The organism is Massilia sp. NBRC 108631 (assembly GCF_059704565.1).
Genome location: NZ_BAAKJE010000102.1, coordinates 39570 through 61699, shown reverse-complemented (window position 1 = coordinate 61699; position 22130 = coordinate 39570). Strand labels below are relative to the sequence as shown.

Annotated in this window: 15 protein-coding genes; 9 read left to right on the top strand and 6 right to left on the bottom strand. The window is 68.1% G+C overall.

Annotation, left to right across the window (positions count from 1 at the left end; genetic code table 11):
• Window positions 1–55 precede the first annotated feature (55 nt).
• From AC6H42_RS11280 to tagF, 7 genes are all read left to right on the top strand, one after another.
• A complete protein-coding gene (locus AC6H42_RS11280) occupies window positions 56–445 on the top strand; it encodes a DUF4280 domain-containing protein (protein ID WP_057154614.1) in 390 nt (129 codons plus the stop codon).
• Between the two features lie 12 nt (window positions 446–457).
• On the top strand, window positions 458–2476 hold the full coding sequence (locus tag AC6H42_RS11275; RefSeq protein WP_497548064.1) for a type VI secretion system Vgr family protein: 2019 nt from the start codon (window positions 458–460) through the stop codon (window positions 2474–2476).
• Window positions 2477–2608: 132 nt separating this feature from the next.
• Window positions 2609–4105, top strand: a complete 1497-nt coding sequence (tagH, locus tag AC6H42_RS11270) for a type VI secretion system-associated FHA domain protein TagH (RefSeq protein WP_497548063.1) — start codon at window positions 2609–2611, stop codon at window positions 4103–4105.
• Window positions 4106–4125: 20 nt separating this feature from the next.
• Window positions 4126–5457, top strand: a complete 1332-nt coding sequence (tssK, locus tag AC6H42_RS11265; protein ID WP_057154611.1) for a type VI secretion system baseplate subunit TssK — start codon at window positions 4126–4128, stop codon at window positions 5455–5457.
• Between the two features lie 6 nt (window positions 5458–5463).
• Window positions 5464–6936, top strand: a complete 1473-nt coding sequence (icmH, locus tag AC6H42_RS11260) for a type IVB secretion system protein IcmH/DotU (RefSeq protein ID WP_497548062.1) — start codon at window positions 5464–5466, stop codon at window positions 6934–6936.
• Entirely contained in the window at window positions 6933–10517 is a 3585-nt protein-coding gene (tssM, locus tag AC6H42_RS11255) for a type VI secretion system membrane subunit TssM (RefSeq protein WP_497548061.1), read from the top strand. Before icmH ends, tssM begins: the two co-directional genes overlap by 4 nt.
• Window positions 10517–11200 carry a type VI secretion system-associated protein TagF gene (tagF, locus tag AC6H42_RS11250; RefSeq protein WP_082551714.1) on the top strand — a complete coding sequence of 228 codons (684 nt, stop codon included), beginning with the start codon at window positions 10517–10519 and terminating at the stop codon, window positions 11198–11200. Before tssM ends, tagF begins: the two co-directional genes overlap by 1 nt.
• A gap of 69 nt (window positions 11201–11269) precedes the next feature.
• On the opposite strand, the gene AC6H42_RS11245 is transcribed toward tagF, so the two are convergent.
• Window positions 11270–12160 (bottom strand): PP2C family protein-serine/threonine phosphatase, encoded by an 891-nt coding sequence (locus AC6H42_RS11245; RefSeq protein WP_497548060.1) that lies wholly within the window; start codon window positions 12158–12160, stop codon window positions 11270–11272.
• Window positions 12161–12279: 119 nt separating this feature from the next.
• Here AC6H42_RS11245 and AC6H42_RS11240 point away from each other — a divergent pair, with 119 nt between their 5' ends.
• The gene (locus tag AC6H42_RS11240; protein ID WP_497548059.1) at window positions 12280–14985 is read left to right on the top strand and encodes a protein kinase domain-containing protein; all 2706 of its coding nucleotides are present in this window, start codon (window positions 12280–12282) and stop codon (window positions 14983–14985) included.
• Complete coding sequence (locus AC6H42_RS11235; RefSeq protein WP_497548058.1) at window positions 14975–16537, top strand: FAD-binding oxidoreductase; 1563 nt, start codon at window positions 14975–14977, stop codon at window positions 16535–16537. The genes AC6H42_RS11240 and AC6H42_RS11235 overlap by 11 nt, the downstream gene beginning before the upstream one ends.
• On the opposite strand, the gene AC6H42_RS11230 is transcribed toward AC6H42_RS11235, so the two are convergent.
• The 5 genes from AC6H42_RS11230 to AC6H42_RS11210 all read right to left on the bottom strand — a co-directional run bounded on the left by AC6H42_RS11230 (window position 16520) and on the right by AC6H42_RS11210 (window position 22123).
• Window positions 16520–17215, bottom strand: a complete 696-nt coding sequence (locus AC6H42_RS11230; protein WP_057154605.1) for a hypothetical protein — start codon at window positions 17213–17215, stop codon at window positions 16520–16522. The two genes, AC6H42_RS11235 and AC6H42_RS11230, sit on opposite strands and share 18 nt — an antisense overlap.
• Entirely contained in the window at window positions 17212–18234 is a 1023-nt protein-coding gene (locus tag AC6H42_RS11225; RefSeq protein WP_497548057.1) for an ABC transporter substrate-binding protein, read from the bottom strand. The genes AC6H42_RS11230 and AC6H42_RS11225 overlap by 4 nt, the downstream gene beginning before the upstream one ends.
• Window positions 18231–20384: an MFS transporter gene (locus AC6H42_RS11220; RefSeq protein ID WP_497548056.1), complete on the bottom strand. Its 2154-nt coding sequence runs from the start codon at window positions 20382–20384 to the stop codon at window positions 18231–18233. The genes AC6H42_RS11225 and AC6H42_RS11220 overlap by 4 nt, the downstream gene beginning before the upstream one ends.
• An 8-nt stretch (window positions 20385–20392) precedes the next feature.
• Window positions 20393–21097, bottom strand: a complete 705-nt coding sequence (locus AC6H42_RS11215) for a hypothetical protein (RefSeq protein WP_057154602.1) — start codon at window positions 21095–21097, stop codon at window positions 20393–20395.
• 81 nt (window positions 21098–21178) lie between these two features.
• Complete coding sequence (locus tag AC6H42_RS11210) at window positions 21179–22123, bottom strand: lipase secretion chaperone (protein WP_497548055.1); 945 nt, start codon at window positions 22121–22123, stop codon at window positions 21179–21181.
• Window positions 22124–22130 lie beyond the last annotated feature (7 nt).

Here is a 22130-nt window from a genome sequence, read left to right as displayed (position 1 = left end):
CTAAAACCTTACCTTTAAGACAGTCTTTTCAGTCATAATAGCCGCAGGAGGGGATATGCCAAATCAGGTAGTGATGGGAGCGATGATGACTTGCACGTTCGGCGCGGCGCCGTCGTCGCTGGTTGTGCTTCCGGCGAACAAAGTGCTGGCCGAAGGGCCGCCTGCCGCCAACATCATGGATCACCAACCCATGGTGAACATCATGCCGTTCGGCGTGTGCAATTCCATGGCCAACCCCACGGTGGCCGCCGCCACTGCCGCCGCGCTGGGCGTGCTCACGCCCATGCCTTGCATACCGGCGACGTTCGCGCCGTGGGTGCCGGGCGCGCCGACAGTGCTGATCGCGAACATGCCGGCGCTGGACAACATCTCCAAGTGCCTGTGCAACTGGGGCGGCGTGATCGCCTTCAGCAACGCCGGCACCACCAAAACCATGATCCCCTGAGCCGAAGCCGTTATGCCTCTTACGCAAGCCAACCGTGAAGTAAATGTTACCAGCGCCCTGGCGGACGACGTCCTGCTGTTCGACCGCATGAGCGGCTCCGAGCGCCTGGGCCAGTTGTCCGAATTCCGGGTGCAGCTGCTGAGCACCAAGCCGGACCTGAAAATAGCCGACGTGCTGGGCCAGCCCATGGGCGTGCACATGGATCTGCCGGACGGCTCGGTGCGGCATTTTCACGGCATCGTGACGCGCTTCGCCAGCAGCGGCTGGTACGGCAGCTTGAGCCGGTATGAGGCCACTGTCCATCCCGGCTTGTGGCTGCTCACGCGCGCCTCCAATTGCCGCATTTTCCAGGACAAGAACGTCATCGACATTGTCAAGGCGGTGTGCCAGGACGCGTCCTATGGCGGCGCCATCGACCTGAACGTGAGTGCGCTGAGCGGCACCTATGACCCGCTGCCGTATTGCGTGCAGTACCGCGAGACCGATTTCAATTTTGTCTGCCGCCTGCTGGAGAATGCCGGGATCTACTTTTACTTCACGCACACGGCCAACAAGCACACCATGGTGCTGGCCGATTCCTATGGCGCGCACCAGGCGGTGCCCGGCTACGCCAGCGTGGAGTTCTCCGGCGAGGAGGGGCGCCGCATCGTGGACCAGGAAGCGGTGTACGGCTGGGCCGCTTCGGGCATGATACAGGCCAGCAGCTACTCGCTGAACGACTTCGACTTCGAAAAGGCTGCCTCAAGCACCGCGGGCGGACTGAGGGTGAAGTCCACCGTTGCCGCCGCGTTCAGCCAGCAGGCCTACGAGATGTACGATTATCCCGGCCTCTACACCGTGGCGGCCACCGGCACCGCGCTGGCGAGGGGGCGCATGGAGGGCCTGCATGGGCAGTGCGAAGAAATCGCGGCCGACACCAGCGCGCGCGGCCTGTTCCCGGGCGGGCTGTTCAAGCTGAAGAACCATCCGCGCGAGGACCAGAACCGCGAATTCCTGGTGACCGGCGCGCAATACGAAATCGTCGGCGACGACTATGCCACCGGCGGCGACACGCCGCTGGACTTCAAATGCGTGTTTCATGCCATCGGCAAGGAGCACAGCTACCGTGCGCCGCGCACGGCGCCCAAGCCGGTGGTGCAGGGGCCGCAAACTGCGATGGTGGTTGGCAAGGCGGGCGAGGAAATCTGGACCGACCAGTATGGCCGCATCAAGGTGCAGTTCCACTGGGACCGCGACGGCAAGGAAAATGAGCTCAGTTCGTGCTGGGTGCGGGTGCAGCAGGCGTGGGCCGGCGCGGGCTGGGGCAGCATGTTCATTCCGCGTATCGGCATGGAGGTGGTGGTGAGTTTCCTGGAAGGCGACCCGGACCGGCCGCTGGTCACCGGCTGCGTCTACAACAGCGACGCCATGCCGCCGTATCCCCTGCCTGCCGAGCAGACCAAGTCCACCGTCAAGTCCAACACGTCCAAGGGCGGCGGCGGCTTCAACGAGATCCGCTTCGAGGACAAGAAGGACTCCGAAGAGATTTTCGTCCAGGCGGAGAAGGACTACAACCGCGTGGTGAAAAACAACGATACGCTGAAAGTCGGTTTCGAGAAGAAGGACAAGGGCGACCAGACCATCGCGATCAAGAACGACCGCAGCCTGGACGTTGGGCACGACCACAAGGAGCACGTGGTGAACGACCACACGGTGACGGTGGATCATGACCAGATCATCACGGTGACCAACGACCAGAACCTGAAGGTGGACAATAACCAGACGGTCAAGATCGCGGTCGACCAGAAGCTCGACGTGGGCGGCAACCAGACCGTGGCCATTACCGGCGACCAGAAGGTGACCGTGTCCAAGACCATCGTCATCGAGGCCACCACCTCGATCGAGCTGAAGGTGGGCGGCACCAGTATCAAGATGGAACCGGCCAAGATCACCATCAAGTCGCCGGATGTGACGGTGCAGGCCGACGGCATGGCCACGCTCAAGGCGGGCGGCATCATGACCATAGGCGGTTCGCTGGTGAAAATCAACTGACACGGCAGATTGTGTTTTGCGCAAGCGCGACCTTATAATGTCCAGTTCAACCAGCAGCCATAGAGCCATAGCGAGCCGATGTTTTTAACTCTGCGGATACAGTCATACAGAAAGCAAGCTCCGGCTGCCCCCGTGGAGCGCCGCTTCGATCAATTGGGCGGCACCATAGGCCGCGCCGCGGGCAATGACCTGGAGCTGCCCGATCCGGGCAAGTACATTTCGCGCAACCACAGCAAGATCGATTTCGCCGACGGCAAATATACGCTGATGGACCTGGGGGCCAATCCCAGCTGGATCAACGACCGCCCGGTGGGCGCCGGCAAGAGCGCGGTGCTGGAGGACGGCGACCGCCTGCTGATCGGCGACTATGTGCTGGAAGTGGCGGTGGGCCAGGGTGCGTCCCAGGCGCCGGCCATTCCCGTATTCCAGCCCGAGACGTCGGACGCCTTGCCGTTCCAGGCGCAGCCGGCCGCCGCGCCGTCGCCGTACGAGGGCAGGTCCTTCGACGAGATGCGCGACACGCTGGCCGGGGTGAAAATACTGGAACTGAGCGGCGGACACGATCCGCTGGCCGCGCCGTCGGCCAACGATCCGCTCGGCCTGAACCTGCTCAACGATGCGAACGCCGCGCACGCCGCGCCGCCGGTTGCCTTCCGCGGCTCGGAGCCCGACCATGCGCCGCCGCAGTGGATGCCGATGCCGGGCGTAGTGCTGCCCGGCGCTGCGTACCCGCCGCAAGCGCCATATCCGCAGCAAACGCACTATCCGCAGCAATCGCCGGCGCAGGTACCCGAGCCCACGGTCCTGACGGTGCGCGCCGCGCCGCAGATTGCGCCGGCGCCCGTTGCGGCGCCGCCGGCAATGCTGATCCCGGACGATTACGACCCGCTTGCCGACTTCCTGCCGCCACGCGTCTCCACGCCGGCCGCACATTTTGCCCCAGCCACCCCAGCCGCATCGCCTGCGCAGCCTTCGGCCGGGCCGATTGCTTACGCGCTTCCGCCTCAGCAAGGCTACGCCGCTCCGGCAAGCGCGGGGCAGGGCGGCGATGAGGTGATGCAGGCGCTGCTGCGCGGCCTGGGCCTGAGCGGCCTGCGCACCACGAAGTCTCCCGCCGAAACGGCCGAACTGGTGGGCGCCATGCTGCGCGAGGCCACTTCCGGCACCATGGCGGTGCTGATGGCGCGCGCCATGACCAAGCGCGAGAGCCGGCTTGAAATGACGGTGCTCGGCGCCCAGGCCAACAACCCCCTGAAGTTCTTCCCCGACGCGGAAAGCGCGCTGTCGCAGATGCTCACCAACGCCATGTCGGGCTATATGCCGCCGGTGAAGTCCATCGGCAGCGCTTTCGAAGACCTGAAAGCCCATGAACTGGCGGTCATCGCCGGCATGCGCGCCGCGCTCGACGGCGTGCTGGCGCGCTTCAACCCCGCGCTGATCGAGGCGAAGGAGCCCGAGGGCGTGATGGACAAAATGATGGCCACCACCCGCAAAGCCCGCATGTGGGAGCGCATGGTGGCGCTGTACGACGACATCCTGCGCGAAGCCGACGACGACTTCCAGCACCTGTTCGGCGAAAAATTCTCTGCCGCCTACGAAGACCAGATCGGCCGGCTGCACCGCAAATAATTCCTATCGAGTGAGACACCATGGCGTGGAACCGTAAAGTCATCTGGTCCGAAGGCATGCTGCTGCAGCCGCAGCACCTGCAGCAGCACGACCGCTATCTGCAAACCCAGCTTGAAAGCCGTGTTTCCCGGCTGCGTCCCTATTCCTGGGGCTTTTCGTCGCTGAAGATCGATGAGCAGCAGCTCGCGCTGGGCAAGCTGGCGATCATGTCGTGCAGTGCCGTGCTGCCGGACGGCACGCCGTTCAACCTGCCTGCGGACGACGACCTGCCGCTGCCGCTGGATATCCCGGAAGACGCGCGCAATGTGCTGATCGTGCTGGCGCTGCCGCTGCGCCGTCCCGGCATCGCCGAGACCGGCGACAGCCCGGCGCCGGATAACTTCGCGCGCCACGGCACCGTGGACCACGAAGCGTGGGACAGCAACGGCATCGACAACAGCGCGCTGATGCAAGTGGGCCGCCTGCGCCTGCGGCTGGCGCTGGAATCGGATGTGGCCAACGCCTACGCCTGCATCGGCGTGGCGCGCGTGATCGAGCGGCGCCCGGACAACCGCGTGGTGCTGGACCCCGAATACTGCCCGCCATGCCTGGACTTCCGCGTGGCCCAGCGCCTGGGCGGCTTTGCCGACGAGGTGGTGGGCCTGCTGCACCAGCGCGGCGACGCGCTGGGCAACCGCCTGTCGCAGCCCGGCGCGGCCGGAGCGGCGGAGATCGCCGACTTCCTGTTGCTGCAACTGGTGAACCGCGCCGAGCCGCTGTTCGCGCACCTGGCCGGCATGACCGGCCTGCACCCGGAAGAATACTACCGCGAGGCGGTGCAGCTGGCCGGCGAGCTGGCCACCTTCAGCCCGAACAACAAGCGCGCCATCCAGTACCCGGTGTACCGCCATGAGCAGCTGCGCGAGACCTTCCTGCCGGTGATGGAGGACTTGCGCCAGTCGCTGTCGATGGTGATGGATGCGCACGCCGTGCCTATCCCGCTGGAGGAGCGCCAGTTCGGCATCCGCGTGGCGGTGATGCGTGATCCGGAGCTGGTGAAGTCGGCCACTTTCGTGCTGATGGTGAACGCGCACATGCCGCCCGAGACGGTGCGCAACAGTTTCCCGCGCCAGGTGAAGATCGGTTCGGTGGAGAAGATCCGCGACCTGGTCAACCTGCAGCTGCCCGGCATCGCGCTGCGGCCGCTGCCGGTGGCGCCGCGCCAACTGCCGTTCCACGCGGGCTACACCTACTTCGAGCTCGACAAGGGCAGCGATTACTGGCAGCAGCTGGCTACCTCGGCCGGTTTCGCCATGCATGTGGCGGGCGAATTCCCCGGACTGCAAATGGAGTTCTGGGCCATCCGGAAGTAAGCCAAGATGAGCCAGGAAGAGTTGCCCGATTCGGACCGTACCATTCTGGTCCCCAAGCCCGGCGGCCGGCGCGGTGCGCCTGCGCCGGTGCCGGGCCTGGGCGGCGCTGCCGGCGGCCCGGCTGCGGGCGGCGCGGGCGCGGACGCCTTTGCGCCTGGCGCGGCCGGTTTGGGAGCGGGGACGGACGGCTCTGCCGCCATGGGCGCTGGCGCCGCCGCATGGCCCCATGGCCAAGGCTCGGGCCCGGCCGCCGGCGGTTTCGAGCGGCCGGCCGTTGGCCACACCAACTACGATGCCACGCTGGCGCCGCTGACGGCCGGGCCGCGCGCCCACCTGAACGGCGTCAATCCGCTGGTCGGCGCCGCCAACGCCTTGCTCGACCTGGTGGTCCCGCTGCGCATCATGGCCACGCACCCCAGCGTGGAAGGCCTGCGCAGCCAACTGGTGGCGGCCATCAAGAAATTCGAGCACGACGCCAAGGCGGCCGGCTGCGAGCAGGAGGCCATCGCCGTGGCGCGCTATTCGCTGTGTACCTTCCTCGACGAGACCATCTCCAGCACCCCTTGGGGCGGCAGCGGCGTGTGGGCCAGCCGCAGTTTGCTGGTGGCCTTCCACAACGAGGCCTTCGGCGGCGAGAAATTCTTCCTGATCCTGCAAAAACTCAGTCAGCAGCCGCGCGCCAACCTGCACGTGCTGGAGCTGATGTACCTGTGCCTGGCGCTGGGCCTGGAAGGCCGCTATCGCGTCATGGACGGCGGCCGCGTCCAGCTGGACCTGCTGCGCGAGCGGCTGCAGCAGCTGATCCAGAAAGAGCGCGGCCCGTTCGAGCCCGACCTGTCGCTGCGCTGGAAGGGCTCGAGCGAAAAGCGCCCCGGCCTGCTGCGCCTGATTCCGGTTTGGGTGATCGCGGCCGCCGCGGGCCTGGTCCTGCTGTGCATCCACCTCGGCTTCAGCTTCCTGCTCAACCGCCAGTCCGACCCCGTGTACGCCGCCCTGCAGCGCATCCGACTGGTGGCGCCCGCGCCGCCTGCGCCGCCGATGGCCAATCCGCCGGTGCGCGTTGCGCGCTTCCTTGCGCCCGAGATCGAGCGCGGGCTGGTGAGCGTGACCGAAACGCCGGACCGTTCCACCATCGTGCTGCACGGCGACGGCGTGTTCAAGTCCGGCAGCGCCGAAGTGCAGCCATCGTATGATGGACTGCTGCAGCGCATCGGCGAAGCGCTCAAGCCGGTGCCCGGCAAGGTCATCGTCATCGGCCACACGGACGACGTGCCGGGAGGCTCGTCGCGCTATCCGTCCAACTGGGCGCTGTCCAAGGGCCGCGCCGCCACCGTGGTGGAGCTGCTGGCCAAACAGGCCGGCCCCGCCGCGCGCTATAGCGTGGAAGGGCGCGGCGAGACCGAACCGCTGGTGCCGAACGACAGCGCCGCCAACCGCGCACGCAACCGCCGCGTGGTGATTATCGTGTTGACCCCATGATCAAACGCTTTTTCAACTGGCTCATCAAGCCGCCCGTGCTGGCCTTCTTCGGCGTGCTGCTGCTGTCCCTGATCTTCTGGTTCGAGGCGCCGTTGCTGGCTTTCGACGGCAAGGAGCCGTTCGCCGCGACCGGCGTGCGCTGGTTCTTCATCGCGCTGCTGTTCCTGGCCTGGGCGCTCTACTTCGGCTGGAAGCTGCTGCGCGCGCGCCTGGCCGAACGCCGCCTGATGAAAAGCGTGGCCGGCGATCCCGCCGCGGCGCCGGCCGTGGCGCCGGGCCAGAAGGAAAGCGCCGCCGAAATGGCGGTGCTGGCCAAGCGCCTGCAGGACGCCATGGCGGTGCTGCGCAAATCGAAAGCGGGCAGCCGCTTTGGCGGCGGCGGCCTGTACCAGCTGCCGTGGTATATGTTCGTGGGCGCGCCCGGCAGCGGCAAGACCACGGCCCTGGTGCATTCCGGCCTCAAATTTCCGCTCTCGGACACGCATGGCAAAGGCGCCATCGGCGGCGTGGGCGGCACCCGCAATTGCGACTGGTGGTTCACCGACGAAGCCGTGCTGCTTGACACGGCCGGCCGCTACACCACCCAGGACAGCTACACCGAAGTGGACCAGGCCGCGTGGAAGGGCTTCCTGCAACTGCTGCGCAAGCATCGCCGCCGCCGTCCCATCAACGGCGTGATCGTTGCACTCAGCGTGGCGGACCTGCTGCAGCAAGGCGAGGGGCAACGCCGCGTGCAGGCGCTGGCGATCCGCGCGCGCATCAAGGAACTGCACGAGGAGCTGGGCATCCGCTTCCCGGTCTATGTCATCGTCACCAAGTGCGACCTGCTGGCCGGTTTCGTCGAGTTCTTCGACAACCTTGGCCGTGACGAACGCACGCAGGTCTGGGGCGTCACCTTCCCGCTGGCCTCGGCGGAGCAGGCGGATGCCGGCCTGAAAGCCTTCCCGGCCGAATTCGATGCGCTGCAGGCGCAGCTGCAGGCGCGCCTGTTCGAACGCATGCAGCAGGAGCGCGACATCCAGCGCCGCGCGCTGATGTACAACTTCCCGCAGCAGTTCGCCGCCATCGGCGACGTGCTGGAAGCCTTCCTCACCGACGTCTTCGAATCCACCTCCTACGAGGAGGCCGCGCTGGTGCGCGGTGTGTACTTCACCAGCGGAACCCAGGAAGGCAGTCCGATCGACCGTGTCATGTCCACGCTGGCCGCCAGTTTCGGCCTGGACCGCAAGGTGCTGCCGGCCAATGCCTTCGGCGGGCGCAGCTACTTCATCACGCGGCTGCTGCGCGACGTGGTGTTCCAGGAGAGCGAACTGGCCGGCGCCAACCTGCGCCTGGAACGCAACCGCCGCTGGCTGCAATGGGGCGCGTACGCGCTGACCGCCGCCGTGCTGCTGCTGGTATCGGCAGGCCTGCTCACCAGCTATGTGCGCAACCAGGGCTATGTGAACGACGTGGCGGCGCGCACGGCGGAAATCGACCAGCTGGCGCGCGCCTTGCCGAAAGATCCGTCGCCGGTGGCCGCGCTGCCGTTACTGAACGCGCTGCGCGACATTCCCGGCGGCTACCGCAGCCAGGGCCAGGAAGTGCCGTTCCTGATGGGGCTGGGCCTGTACCAGGGCGGCAAGCTGGGCGAAGGCGCGCAGGGCGCCTACCAGCGCGTGCTGCGCGAGGCGCTGCTGCCGCGCATCCTGGACCAGATGGAGACCCAGCTGCGGCGCGGCACCGCCAACAATCCCGAGTACCTGTATGAACTGCTGCGCGTCTACATCATGCTGGGCGAACGCAATCGCCTGGACCCGGAAGCGGTGCGCGCCTGGCTGGATTACGACTGGAGCCGCAACCTGCCGGAAGCGAATGAGTTGCAGCGCCAGGATCTGTCGCAGCATGTGGCCGCGATGCTGGCGCCGTCCAGCCAGGCCGAGGCGCCGCCGCAGCTGGACCGGGCGCTGATCGCCCGGGTACGTCTCAGCCTGGCCAAGTTGCCGATGGGCGAGCGCGTCTACACCCGCCTGAAGCGCAGCCTGGCCAGTGCGGGCGTGCCGGATTTCGACGTTACTGCCGCCGCCGGGCGCGACGCCGGCGTGGTGCTGGCGCGCCAGAGCGGCTTGCCGCTCACGCGCGGCATTGCCGGCTCCTTCACGCTGGCGGGCTACAAGAAATTCACCGAGCAGATCGACGGCGCCATCGCGGACGTGGTGAAGGACAGCTGGGTGCTGGACCAGCGCGAAGCGGTGGACAGCCTGGAGAGCGCGGCGCAAATGAAAGCCGTGGTGCAGCAGATGTATTTCGAGGAGTACATCCGGCTGTGGGACGGCCTGTTGGCGGACGTGACGCTGGTGCCGTTTACCAGCCTGGACCAGGCGGCGCGCGTGATCAACAGCGTGTCCAGCCAGGAGTCGCCGCTGCGCAAATTCCTGCAGGCGGCTGCGAAACAGACCCGGCTGGACAAGCTGAAGACGGCCAAGTCCAGCGTGGACGCCGCCACCGACACCGTCAAGCAGCTCAGCGACGCGGCCAAGCGGCGCCTGGAGTCCGCGCTCAGCGACGGCGCACAGGACGTGCTGCCGGCCGACGTGCGGCCCGTGAACCCGGTCGACATCCATTTCGCGCCGTTGCACAAGATGGTGGAGGCGGGCGGTGGGACCCTCGGCGCCGCCGGCGCCGCCGGTCCGTCCGGCCTGGATGGCGTGCTGCTCAAGCTGAAGGACGTGGCGGTTTACCTGGACGCCGCCAACGCCGCGCGCGCCGCCGGCCAGCCCGCGCCCCCGGCGGACGCGCTGGCAAAATTGAAGCGCGAGGCGGACAGCCTGCCCGCCCCGCTCGGCGCGCTGGTGCGCAGCGTGGACACGGCCGGCACCGGCCTCACGCTGGGCACGGAGCGCGACCGCCTCGATGCGTTGTGGAAGACCGGCCCCGCGCTGTTCTGCCGCGCCGCCATTGCCGGCCGCTACCCGCTGGTGCGCAAGGCCGTGCAGGAAGCCACGCCGGACGACTTTGGCCGCTTCTTCGGCCCTGGCGGCCTGGCCGACGAGTTCTTCCAGAAGCACCTGGTCAACTACGTGGACACCAGCGGCGCGCAGTGGCGCTGGCGCGTGGTCAACAACATGGACCTCGGCATGGACCAGGAAGTGCTGACCCAGTTCCAGCGCGCCGCGCAGATCCGCGACAAATTCTTCGGCAATGGCGGCAAGCAGGCCTCCGTGCGTTTCGACCTGAAGCCGCTGGCGGCCGATGCGGCGCTGACGAAAGTGGTGCTGGATGTGGATGGCCAGCAGCTGGCGTTCGCGCCGAAGGCGGCGCAAGGCGCGGCCAGTTTCCAGATCCCGAGCGGCAAAGGCGTCAACGCGGTGCGGTTCGACGTCGCGCCCGCCACCACGGCCGAGCTGCGCACCGAGGGCGCCTGGGCCTGGTTCCGCATGCTGGACAAGGGCATGCTGGAACCCTCCGCGCAGGGCGAACGCTACAAGCTGACCTTTGACCTGGACGGCCGCAAGATGATCTACGAACTGACCGCCAACAGCGTCAACAATCCATTCAGGCGGGATGGGGTGGAGCAGTTCCGCTGCCTGGAGTCGCTGTGATGGAAGAACCCGAACTGGCGCCCGGCTTCTTTGGCAAGGTGAGTACGCACGGCGACTTTGTGTCGCGGCGCCTGCCGCCGTCGCTGCTGGGCGTGTGGGACGCATGGCTGCAGGCATCCATCCAGGGCAGCCGCGAGGCGCTGGGGCCGCGCTGGCTGCAGACCTATCTCACCAGCCCGGTGTGGCGCTTCGCGCTGGCGCCCGGCGCATGCGACCGCAATGCCTGGGCCGGGTTGCTGATGCCCAGCGTGGATCGGGTGGGGCGGCATTTTCCGTTGACGATAGCGGCCGGTGCGCCGGGCGGCGGCGGCTTGCTGGACTGGGTGGCCAACGGCAAGCCGTGGTTCGACCAGCTGGAGGCGCTGGCCCTGTCCTCGCTGGATGAGCGCTTCCAGCTCGAGCCGTTCGATGGCTTGCTGCAAGCGATGCCGCCGCTCAGCGATGCGCCGCTGGCCGGCCAGCTGGGCGGCGCGGGTTGCCGCCTGCCGCTCGCGTCGCTGGACGCAGTGGGCGCGCAAGTGCCCGCGCTGGCTGCCGCGGCGCTGCGCGGGCAAAGCGTGTGGTGGACCGATGGATCGGCGGAAGTGGAACCGAGCTTGCTGCTGTGCCGCGGCTTGCCTGCACCGGCCGCCTTCGCCGGCATGCTCACGGGGACTTGGCTGCAGACCGGCTGGGGCGCCTGAGCGCTGGCCGGTTACGGGGCTGCGCCGCGATTGCGTCCCACGGCGTGGCTGGTCCTCGCGCAGGACGGCTTACGCGTCCTTGCAGCGCACGATGACGGCGGTGATGTTGTCGCGGCTGCCGTCGCGCTTGGCCATGGCCACCAGCTCGGCGCAGCACTCGCCCAGGTTATCGTCGCGCACGCGTGCCAGCGTGGCGGCGATGGCTTCCGGCGGCGAATTGCCGTACAGGCCGTCGCTGCACAGCAGATAAACGTCGCCCGGCGCGACCGCTTGCGTTTGCAGGTCCGGCTTGATCAGCGGCGCCGGTCCGAGCGCCTGCAGCAGCAGGTTGCGCGCGGGGAGCGGTTCCGGCATGCCCGCTTCCAGCGCCTGCTGGTACAGCGTCTGGTCGCGCGTGAGCTGGCTCAGGCGGCCCTGGCGGAAGCAGTACAGGCGGCTGTCGCCGATGTGGAAGATGAATACCGGCCCATCCTGCGCCACCTGCCACATGCCGGTCAGCGTGGTGCCCATGCCGGCGCCGTCGGCCTGGTCGTTCGCGGTGTTGGTCTGGTACATGCGCTCGTTGGCGAATTCAACCGCGTCGTGCAGCGTGATCATGGCGCGCATGGTGGCGTCGGTCCAGGTGGCGTCGGGATCGGCCTGCACCGGGTCGAAGGCGCTGGGGTGGAAGGCCGGGATGGTGGCGTCGCTGGCGGCACCAGCCTCCCCGGGCGTGGCCTGCTGGCCGCCGTGCGCGGCGCAGATAAAGCTGTGCAGCAGGTTGATGGCGTCGGCGCTGGCGATTTCCCCCGCCTCGTGGCCGCCCATGCCGTCGGCCACGACCACCAGGCCCAGGTCCGGGGCGATGAAGAAATTATCCTGGTTGGACTCGCGCACCGTGCCCACATCGGTCAGGCCGTAGGCCAGTCCCAGGTCCAGGCGGTGCAGCGCCGACGGTGATAATTGCTTCCAGTTCCCCAAGATGTCTCCAGTCGTTGAAATTGTCGCCAAGGCTTTGCCACAAAGGCTATAACTGCATGCTAGCATGCGCAATGCGCTCTATGGCGCGAGCTAATAAAAAATGAATGGCGGGATGAGGCATGGACGATAGCGAACAGCGCGGGCAGCGGGACGGATCAGGGGACGACGGAGGGCAGGCGGATAGTGCCGATTCCGGCCGCAACGCCGCCGCCGAGGCGCGTGCCGCCATCCTGGCGCGCCGCGTGGCTGCGCTGGAAGCCGTGGTCGCCGTCGAGCGCCGCATGCGGGACGTGCAGGAAATGACTGCACGCGCCGCAACCGACCAGCTGGCCGCGCGCGACGGGCAGACCGACATCACCGTGCCGCGCCCGCACGGCGCGCAGCATGCCTACGATGACGACGCCACCATACCGGTGCCGCACTACCGGCCGGACGGCACCCGCGAACCGACGCGGCGCGAGGCGCTGCAGGCGCGGCACGGGCAGCATGGCCAGCTTACTCAACCAACCCAGCCAACCCAGCCCACGCGGCCCACCACGCCCACGCTGGGCCGCTCTGCTCCGCGCTCGCAGCCGGTGCGCTCCCAGCTGCCCGCCTTGCCCGCCGCGCCGAACCGCTCCATCGGCCCGGGCATTTCCACGCCGCTGGCGCTGGCGCCGGGCTTCGAGCTGTTCGAGTACCGCATCGACGCGGTGCTGGGGCAGGGCGGCTTCGGCATCACCTATCTGGCAACCGACGTGAACCTGAACGTACGGGTGGCCATCAAGGAGTACCTGCCAGCCGATTTCGCCACCCGCGCCAGCGACCGTTCCGTGTCGCCGCGCTGGCCCGAGGATAACGAGTTCTACCTGAACGGCCTGGAGTGCTTCCTGATAGAGGCGCGCACGCTGGCCACCTTCCGGCACTCGAACATCGTGCGCGTGGCGCGCTTCTTCGAAGCGCACCGCACTGCCTACATGGTGCTGGAATACGAACGCGGCCAGCCGCTCAAGCAGTGGTGGGACAAGCACAAGGACATGGGTGAGCAGCAACTGCTGTCGCTGGTGCAGCCGCTGCTCGACGGCCTGTCGCTGGTGCATGACTCGGGCTATCTGCACCGCGACATCAAGCCCGACAACGTCTATGTGCGCAAGGAAGACGGCAGCTGGGTGCTGCTCGACTTCGGCGCGGCGCGGCTGACCGTGGGCGGGATGCAGGCCATGGCCGACGTGGTCACGCCGGGCTATGCGCCGCTGGAACAGTACCAGGGCGGCGAGCAGGGGCCGTGGACCGATATCTACGCCGTCGGCGCCACCTTGTACTGGATGGTCACCGGCGCCAAGCCGGCGCCGGCGCCCGAGCGCCACAGCGGCGTGGCCGAGTACATTCCTGCGGTCCAGGCCGGCCAGGGCCGCTATAGCGAGGAATTCCTGGCCGCGGTCGACTGGGCGCTGGCGGTCGATCCGGCACAGCGGCCGCAGAGCATTGCGGAGTTGTCGCAGCGGCTGTTCGCCTCGCACGCCGGCAGCCTTGGCTTGCAGGAAGCGCTACGGGTGGGCGAACAGGATGGCCAGCGCCGGCTGAAGAAAGGCGTGCGCAAGCTAGGCAAGGCCATCTGGCGCCCTGCATCGTGGCCGCTGGTGGTGAAAATGACCATCGCCATGATGCTGGCCGCGCTGCTGCCGATGACCATCACCGCCTACTACAACCTGAATGGATCGGTGGCCGCCGTGTCGGCCAGCGAACTGCGCAATCTCGAGAGCCTGGCGCAGGCAACGGCCGGCCGCATCTCGCAGCTGATACTGGACAGCCGCTACCAGGCCAGCTACCTGGCCACCGACGCGGCCTTCATCGACTACCTGCGTGCGCCCAGCGCAGCGAAACGGGAAGTGGTGAGCGCCAAACTGGCCAACCTGATCAAGACCAACCCGGACGCGCACCTGATCTTCCTGATGGATAAGGAGGGCACCGCGCTGGTGTCCAGCGAACCCGGCGTGGCCGGCGTGAATTTCAAGTTCCGCGAGTACTTCCAGGAAGCGATGAAGGGCCGCCCTTTCATGACCGGCGTGATCATCGGCGCCACGGCGGGCAAGCCTGGCGTGTACTACGCCAATCCTGTCTTCGACGACAGCAAAAAGGTGATCGGCGTGGTGGTGATGCGCATCAAGGGCGGTACCATCTCGGCCATCCTGGACGAAGCGAGCGCAGGCGGGAACGAAACCAGCAAGCGGGTGCCGTTCATGATAGACGGCGACGGCATCCTGGTGCACTACCCGGACCAGAACCAGCTTTACCGCAGCCTGGCGCCGCTGCCCAAGGCCACGCTCGGCCGCATCATCGCCGATCAGCGCTTCCGGCGCCACCGCATCGAGAGCGTGGACATGCCGGAACTGGCCAAGGTGCTGATCGGTGCGAAGACCGCCGGCAATATCAGCTTCCACTCGACCCTGACCGGGCGCGACGAGCACGCCGGCTACGCGCCGGTGCAGGGCCACAACTGGGTGGTCGGCGTGACCGAGTCGCGCGCCCGCTTCGAGGAGCCGCTGCAGCGCCTGTTCGTCAATGTGCTGTACAGCGTGGCGGCGGTCGGCCTGGTGTTTCTGATACTGGCGGTGCTGTTTGCGCGCACCATCACGCGCCCGGTGGTGCGGCTGACCGAGGCGGCCAATGCGCTCAAGGACGGCGACTATGACCGCGCCAGCATCAAGGTGACCAGCACCGACGAGATCGGCCGGCTGGCGCGCACTTTCAACGTCATGATAGACGTGCTGCGGCAGCGCGAGCGCGAGAAGCAGCGGGGAAAACTGGGACATCAACCAAAAGGAGCGGAACGGGATGACGAGTAACACCGGGGAATTGCACGTGCGGGCACGGACACAGGTACAGGACAGCGTGGCGAGCGGGCGGCGCCGCTTTTTACAGACCGGGGCTGCGGGCGCGCTGGGCGCCGCGGCGCTCAGCCTGGCGCCCGCCGCGGTGCTGGCCAGGCCGGCGCTGAAGCTGGGGCCGGACGGGCTGCGCGCATTGGCGCGGGACTTCGACGGACGCCTGATCCTGCCGGGCCAGGATGGCTATGCGCTGGCGGCCTGGCCGAACAACGCGCGCTATTCGGGCGTGCTGCCGCAGGCGGTGGCCATGTGCGCCAACCAGCGCGACGTGCAGCGCTGCATTCGCTGGGCCGGCGACAGCGGCATGCCGTTCGCCATCCGTTCCGGCGGCCACAACTATGCGGGCTTTTCCACCACTGCCGGGCTGCTGATCGACGTGAAAGCGATGAACAGCGTGACGGTGGACTTGAAGAATGAGACCGCGTGGGTGCAGGGCGGCGCCAACAACAACGACGTGGCCGCCGTGCTGCGCAACTATCCGTATGCGATTCCGTCCGGCCGCTGCCCGACCGTGGGCACCAGCGGCCTGGTGCTGGGCGGCGGCTGGGGCTTCGCCGCCACGCACGACGGGCTGACCTGCGACAGCTTGCTGGGCACGGAACTGGTGCTGGCCAGCGCCGAGGCGCGCAGCATCGATGCGAGCAGCCACAAGGAGCTGTTCTGGGCGGTGCGCGGCGGCGGCGGCGGCAATTTCGGCGTGCATACCGGCTTCACCTTCAAGCTGCACAAGGTGGACAAGGTCACCACCTTCAACCTGAGCTGGGCGCCGGGAAAGCAGATCGAACTGCTGCGCGCCTTGCAGGCCTTGCAGTTGACCTACCCAACCATGATTTCCACGCGCAGCAAGGCGCTGCCAATGGCGGCTGGTGCGCGGCCCGCGCGCGACTCGCTGTACGTGCAGACGCTGGGCCAGTTCTGGGGCGGCGAGAAGGAACTGCGCGAGATGCTGGCGCCACTGTACGCGGTCGCCGTGCCGCAGACGGCCGACATCTACGAGGTGGACTACTGGCGCGGCCGCGACTACCTGCTGACCGATGACCCGAACGGCCTGTACGACATCCGCTGCAGCTTCGTGAAGACGGCGCTGAGCGAGGCCGCCATGGACAATATGCTGACGTGGATGACGCGCTGGCCAGGCGGCTCGGTGCTGCAGGAGAACATGGGCATCCTGTTCGCCATCGGCGGCCAGGTGAAGGCGGTGCCCAGCAACGCCACCGCCTATGTGCACCGCGATTCGAACTTCATCTTCGAGATGGAAGCGTCCTGGGGGCCGATCGACAAACCGGAGACGGTGCAGCGCCAGCGTGCCTGGCTGAAGGACTACTACGACGACATGCAGCGCTTCCTGCAGCCCGAGTCCTATGTCAACTTCCCCAGCCGCGACCTGAAGAACTGGGCACAGGCTTACTACGGCAGCAACCTGGGCCAGCTATCCGACGTGAAGCGCCGCGTCGATCCGGGCAATCTGTTCCGTTTCGAGCAAAGCATTCCGCTAGCGCCCAAGCGCTAGGCCGTACTCCACGAACCAGTGTTCGTGCTCGTCCTGCCAGCAGTGGAAACCCTGCAGGCCATCGGCCAGTGCGCGCCGGTGGCCTGCGTGGTCGCCATGGGCAATGCGGCGGGCAGCGGTCCACTCCTGCGCCGGCAGCAGCAGGTCGCGCTGCACCAGCAGGCGCGCCAGGCCGCCATAGACGATGGCGTAGCCGCGCACGGTGAATCCTTCCAGCAGCAGGCCGCGCAGGCTGCGCATGTTTTCCGGCGCGACCGTGGCCGTCACCAGCGAGCGCCCCAGCTCGCGGCCCAGCGCCATGCGCTCCTCGATGGCGGCACAGTGCAGGCGCCGCCCGCGCCATTCCGGCAGCGATGCCGCGCCGTCCAGCACGCACATGCGGGCGCGGTCGGCAGGACTGGCGCCCAGCAGTTCGGCCATATGGTCCACCGCGTCCGAGTCCAGTCCCAGCACGCCGTAGGCCACCAGTTCACCGTCCGCGTAGCAGCACAGGATACGGCCCTGCGTAGCGGCGTGCCGCTCGAAATGGGCCAGTTCATCGGGCCGCACCATGCCCGGCGGGACGTGCGCCAGCGCGGCACGGTGCAGCCGGTGCACCAGAGCGGCCTCGCCGGCGCGCATCAGGCGCCAGCTGAAGGCCGGGTCGTTGTTGCAAATGGCGGGGGACGCGTCGATCATTTCAGCAGTTCCGCGTAGTTGAGCACCTTGAGCGGTGGATAGAGGTCGAGCTGCGCCGCCACCGGCATGTTGACGAGGTAGGAGAAGCGCGCCAGCGTTTCGATCGGAATGGCGGCCGGCGCCATGCGCTGGCGCAGGATCTGCTGCGCCTTGTGGGCGGTGAGCCGGCCCACGCTCTCATAGCCGGAAACCAGGCCGAACAGGGCCTTGCCCTCGCGCAGGGCGATTTCCGTGGCCGAGAAGGCCGGCAGGCGCGCGGCCAGTGCCGCCTCGGTGAGCGCCTTGCGGTTGGCGGCAAGGAAGCTGTCCGGCCCGATGTAGAGCAGTTGTGCATTCTGCTGCGCCAGTTCGGCCACCATGGCCGGCAGCGCGCCGGCCAGCGGCAGGCCCTTGGCGTCCAGCGGCACCTGCCGTTCCAGCAGCTGGAAGCGCGCGCTGGCGGCCACCGCGCGCAAATCCTTCACGTTCTGTACCGAGTTGGGTTCGGCCGGGTTGTAGATGATGGCCAGGCGCTCGAAGCGGCGGTAGGCGCGGATGGCGCTCAGCTGCTGCGCCGGCGGCACCACATGGCAGGCGCCGGTGATGTTGCGTCCCGACGAGGCCAGCGACTTGACCAGGCCCGAGCCTTGCGGCGAGGCCACCATGGTGAACACGACCGGGATGTCGGTGACGTGGCGGAATGGATCGACCGCGCCTTCCTTGCCGGCCACCGCCAGCGTGATGGGGGTGCCCCAGGTGTAGATCAGGTCTGCCTTCATGGCGCGTGCTTCGGCGACCAGCTGCGGCACCTTGCCCACATCCAGCGCGACGTCGCGCACGATCAGCTCCACCGGCATGCCGTTGACGGCGAAGTAGTCGCGGAAGCCTTTTTCGACGGCGGTCTCGCCCCGGAACAGGATCATGTAGATGCGCGGCGGACGGCTGCTTTGCCGTATCGCCGATTGCTGCGCCCATGCGCGCGGCAGGCCGCTGCCCAGGGCCAGCATGGCCGCCGCACGGCAGAGTGCGCGCCGCTTCATGCCGCCACCTCGGGAGCGTCCCCGCCGCGGCCGGCGGCCCGCCTGTCGCATGCACCGGCCGCCGCGAACACCAGCGAGAACAGCAGCGAGGCCGCCAGCGCGAACACGCCGAGGCAGGCCATGGCCTGCGCCGCCCCGTAGCGTGCCGCCAGCATGCCGGTGACGACCGGCCCGGCCGCCGCGCCCAGGCGTTCGAGCAGACGGAACAGGCCGACGATGGGACCGGTGCCCGCATCCTGCGCTTCCTTCCGGGTCACGCGCGCCACCAGCACCAGCTGGGCGGAGATGCTCATCGACTGGCCCACTCCCAGCGCACCGATGCCGAGCATGACCAGGCCGCCGCTGGCGCCCCAGGCCACCGGCAGCATTCCCAGCCCGGTCAGCAGGCCGCCGGCCGCCACCAGCGGCGTGTAGGCGTTGTAGCGGTCCGCCAGGTGGGCAAACAGCGGCGCCAGCGCCAGTGAGCTCAGGCCGTACAGCATGGTATAGCGGCCAATTTCAGACTTGGACAGTCCCAGCCCGGACAGCAGCACCGGCACCAGGAAAATGAGGAAGCCGGAGTAGAGGAACTTGGCGGGCACGCCGGACAGGATGGACAGCGCCAGGAAGCGCTTGTTGCGCGCCAGCCGCGCGAGCAGCGGCGCGCCGCGCCCGGCGTTCAACGCAGCGGGCTGCCCGGCTGCCAGGCCATCGGACGGCGCCGCGGGCTGCAGCGAGGACGGCGCACCGGCCTGGCCGTCGGCGGCGCCCTTGCTCAGCACCGCCGCCGCAATGGCGGCCGCCAGCAAGGCCACGGCGGCGCCCAGCAGGAACACCATGCGGTAGCCGACGCGGTCGGCCAGGATGCCGCCCACCGCCGGCGCGCAGATTTCCGCCACCATGATGGCGCCCACAAACAGCGCCATGCCTTTGCCTCGGTTGCTGCTGTCGGTATGGTCGAACACATAGCCCTGGCAGGCCATGAACATGATCGCGTAGCCCATGCCGGTGACGGCGCGTGCGCTTACCAGCGCGTAGTAGTCGGGCACCAGCCCGGTGACGGCCAGGCCGGCCATGACGGCCAGCGCGCCGGCGACGTAGCTGCTGCGCCGTCCCAGCCTGTCCGACCAGTGGCCTGCGAACGGCATGGTCAGCGCTACCCCGAGCAGGAAGGCGGTGACCGGAAGGCTGGCGTGCAGCGGGCCCGCCACGGCGCCTGAAGGCAGCGAGGCGGCATATACCGGCAGAAAGGGGCGCGACAGCATTTCCGCGAACATGAACAGGAAACTGAGTACGCGCACCAGCACGATGCGGGGCTGCTGCGCCGTATCGATGCCGCTGTCGCCACCCAGGCCGCCGCCCGCGTGGACGCCGGCGGCGTCTCCGAACCGGTACGCCTGGCGCAGGCGCTGCAGCAGCGGCTCGGCGTGCGCCGCCTGTTGCGGGCTGGCCTCGCGCAATGCGGATGCGCTGCGCACCAGTTCGCTGAACCCCTGGTTGATGCGCGCGGTGAGGGCGTGCAGGCGGGCGGCGATGGCCGCGCCCGGAGGCGGCGCCGCCCGCTGGCGGAAGTCGCCGGCAGCCATGCTGCTCATCAGCGCCAGGATCTGGCGCATCGGCGCGGTGAAGGTCAGCGTCACCACGAACCACAGGATCTCGAAGGCGATCAGCAGGCTGGTGATGAGCACAATGCCGATGTCGTAGCGCAGTTCGCGCACGCGCGCCGCGATGTGGTTCTTGTCCACGCCCACGTGCAAATGGCCGGCCACGCGGCCCTGGTGCAGCAACGGCAGCGCGGTGTCGTAAAACTGCTCGGGCGCACTGCTGTCGGCCTGCGTGCTGCCGTACAGCGCGGCCCCGCTGCTGTCGGCAATGCGCAGGTAGGCCAGGTCGCGGTTCTGCTTCAGTACATCGGCGAAGAATTCCGGCACGCCCTCCAGGCGCTGCAGCGGAATGCCATGCTCCAGCGCGCGCGCCAGCTGTGCGGACAGCGCCGCGCCGGTGGTTTGCGCCTTGCGCCCGAACTCCGGCAGCAGCGCGCGCTCGGACAGCGACCACGCATACAGCGACAGCGCCAGCTGCACCGCCAGCAACAGCGCCAGCGCGAACACGAACAGGCGGCGCACCGGCCGCGTGTACAGGCGTTCTTCGTGGCTATCGGAAGGGGCCAAGGCAAGGCTCATAGCTTTTCGCCCGCCACGTCCTTGCTGGTGATGGCGCGCCGCGCCTGCTCCAGGTCGCGCAAGGCCCGGCCGGCGCTGCCTGCCGCCTGCTCGGCCAGCGCGACCGCGTGCCGGTCCGGCCTGGCCACCGGCGGCGCACTGGCGTCCAGCGTGTGTTCGATGCTGCCCAGCGTGCGGCCGATGCGGCGCACCCACAGTTGCGTGCCGAGCACCGCCAGCAGCGTGGACAGGACGGTGGCGAGCAGGCCGGCCAGCAGCAACTGGCGCGAAATGCCGGCGATGAAACGGTCGTGGCTGCGCCGCGAGTAATGCAGCTCGATGGCGCCGACCGTGACACCCAGGTTGTTGGAGAGCGGTGTGCTGAGGACGATGCTGTCGCTTTGCGCCGGCCGCCCGGTGCTGAAGGCCGCGCGGCCCTTGTCGTCCTTGACAATCAGGGCGACGATATCCGGGTCCTGCCGTGCTTCGAGTTCCATGGCGGCCTGCGCGTTGCCCAGGCTGCGCACCGGCAGGCCCAGGTCCAGCCCCGTTTCCAGGTTCTGGCGCAGCACGTTGATGGTGAAACGCAGGCGGGAGTCTTCCAGTTCGCCCAGCGTCCGGTCAAGCTTGCCCACGTTGAGAAATACCGTCAGGCCGATGGCAAGCGCTGAAATCAGCGCAATGGGTGCGGTAATCGTAATACTGAGTCTTGACATCGCCATACGTGGTCGTCCGTAGCCATCCGCCGATATTGAACTCGCATGAGTTTAGCACTGTTGAGCTCGGTCAATATCGGTTTTTGGCTATTCGTATGCACCCAGGCGACGCTGCTCCTCGGGCTTGAAATAGGCATCGCGCAGGGCCTGCGCCCGGTGCGGCGAGGGACCGGCGGCGGCTGCCGCCAGTTGGCGGCGTTCGGCCTGGTAGAGCGCGATGCGGCGCTTCCAGTCCGCGTCTTCGCGGTCCACTTCCGCCAGGCGGGAGGCGGCTTCGGGCGACAGGGCGGCCGAGCGCAGGCGGTAGATTTCATTGTCCCCCGCCCCTTGCGCGCGCAGCTGCTGCACTGATTGCTCCAGCCGCAGCACGCGCGTGGGTGCGGCGCGCTGTTCGCGCAGCGCCGGCGGCAGTTGCTGGTCCAGCGCCGCCACGCGGGCCTGGCGCTCGGCTTCGGTCAGGCTGCGGTCGGCGGCCAGCTCCAGCCGCGCAATGGTGTCGGCCGCTTGCGCGTCCGCGCCGCCGAACAGGCCGGCGATTTGCTGCGGCGTGAAATAGTGCGGACGCAGTTGCTGCATGGCGGCCAGCCGGGCGCGCGCGCCGGCGGCCATGTCGGCACTGTTGGGCATGCGGCCTTCCACGTCCGCCAGCGCGCGCTTGTAGGCCAGGTAGCTGGCCAGCAGCCGCTTGGCTTCGGCGGCAGGCGCCGGGCGCAGGCGGCGGTCCAGTTCGCGTTCGATCTCGGTGCGCACCGCCAGCAGGTCCTTCTCACCCAGGCCGGCCAGGTAGTAGTCGAACAGGTAACCCAGTTCGGCGTCCACCAGCAGCCGCTCGGCGCTGTCGGTCTTGACCTGGCCGTCCGGCCGGGTGCCTTCCATGGAGCGCACGAACGCGAAATGGTCGGCCTGCGGCGGCGCCGGCGCGGGGCCGGCTGGCCGCTGCGGCGGCCAGGCCAGGTACAGCACGGCCAGCATTGCCCCGGCAGCTGCGGCAGGACGGAGGAACTTGCGCAGGCGGGAGCGTGTCGCGTTCATGGCGGCG

Coding starts and splice junctions, on each gene's coding strand:
- icmH (WP_497548062.1), top strand. CDS start 5,464: ATGAGCCAGGAAGAGTTGCCCGATTCGGACCGTACCATTCTGGTCCCC.
- tssM (WP_497548061.1), top strand. CDS start 6,933: ATGATCAAACGCTTTTTCAACTGGCTCATCAAGCCGCCCGTGCTGGCC.
- AC6H42_RS11275 (WP_497548064.1), top strand. CDS start 458: ATGCCTCTTACGCAAGCCAACCGTGAAGTAAATGTTACCAGCGCCCTG.
- AC6H42_RS11225 (WP_497548057.1), bottom strand. CDS start 18,234: ATGAAGCGGCGCGCACTCTGCCGTGCGGCGGCCATGCTGGCCCTGGGC.
- AC6H42_RS11235 (WP_497548058.1), top strand. CDS start 14,975: ATGACGAGTAACACCGGGGAATTGCACGTGCGGGCACGGACACAGGTA.
- AC6H42_RS11240 (WP_497548059.1), top strand. CDS start 12,280: ATGGACGATAGCGAACAGCGCGGGCAGCGGGACGGATCAGGGGACGAC.
- AC6H42_RS11280 (WP_057154614.1), top strand. CDS start 56: ATGCCAAATCAGGTAGTGATGGGAGCGATGATGACTTGCACGTTCGGC.
- tagF (WP_082551714.1), top strand. CDS start 10,517: ATGGAAGAACCCGAACTGGCGCCCGGCTTCTTTGGCAAGGTGAGTACG.
- AC6H42_RS11230 (WP_057154605.1), bottom strand. CDS start 17,215: ATGATCGACGCGTCCCCCGCCATTTGCAACAACGACCCGGCCTTCAGC.
- tssK (WP_057154611.1), top strand. CDS start 4,126: ATGGCGTGGAACCGTAAAGTCATCTGGTCCGAAGGCATGCTGCTGCAG.
- AC6H42_RS11215 (WP_057154602.1), bottom strand. CDS start 21,097: ATGGCGATGTCAAGACTCAGTATTACGATTACCGCACCCATTGCGCTG.
- AC6H42_RS11210 (WP_497548055.1), bottom strand. CDS start 22,123: ATGAACGCGACACGCTCCCGCCTGCGCAAGTTCCTCCGTCCTGCCGCA.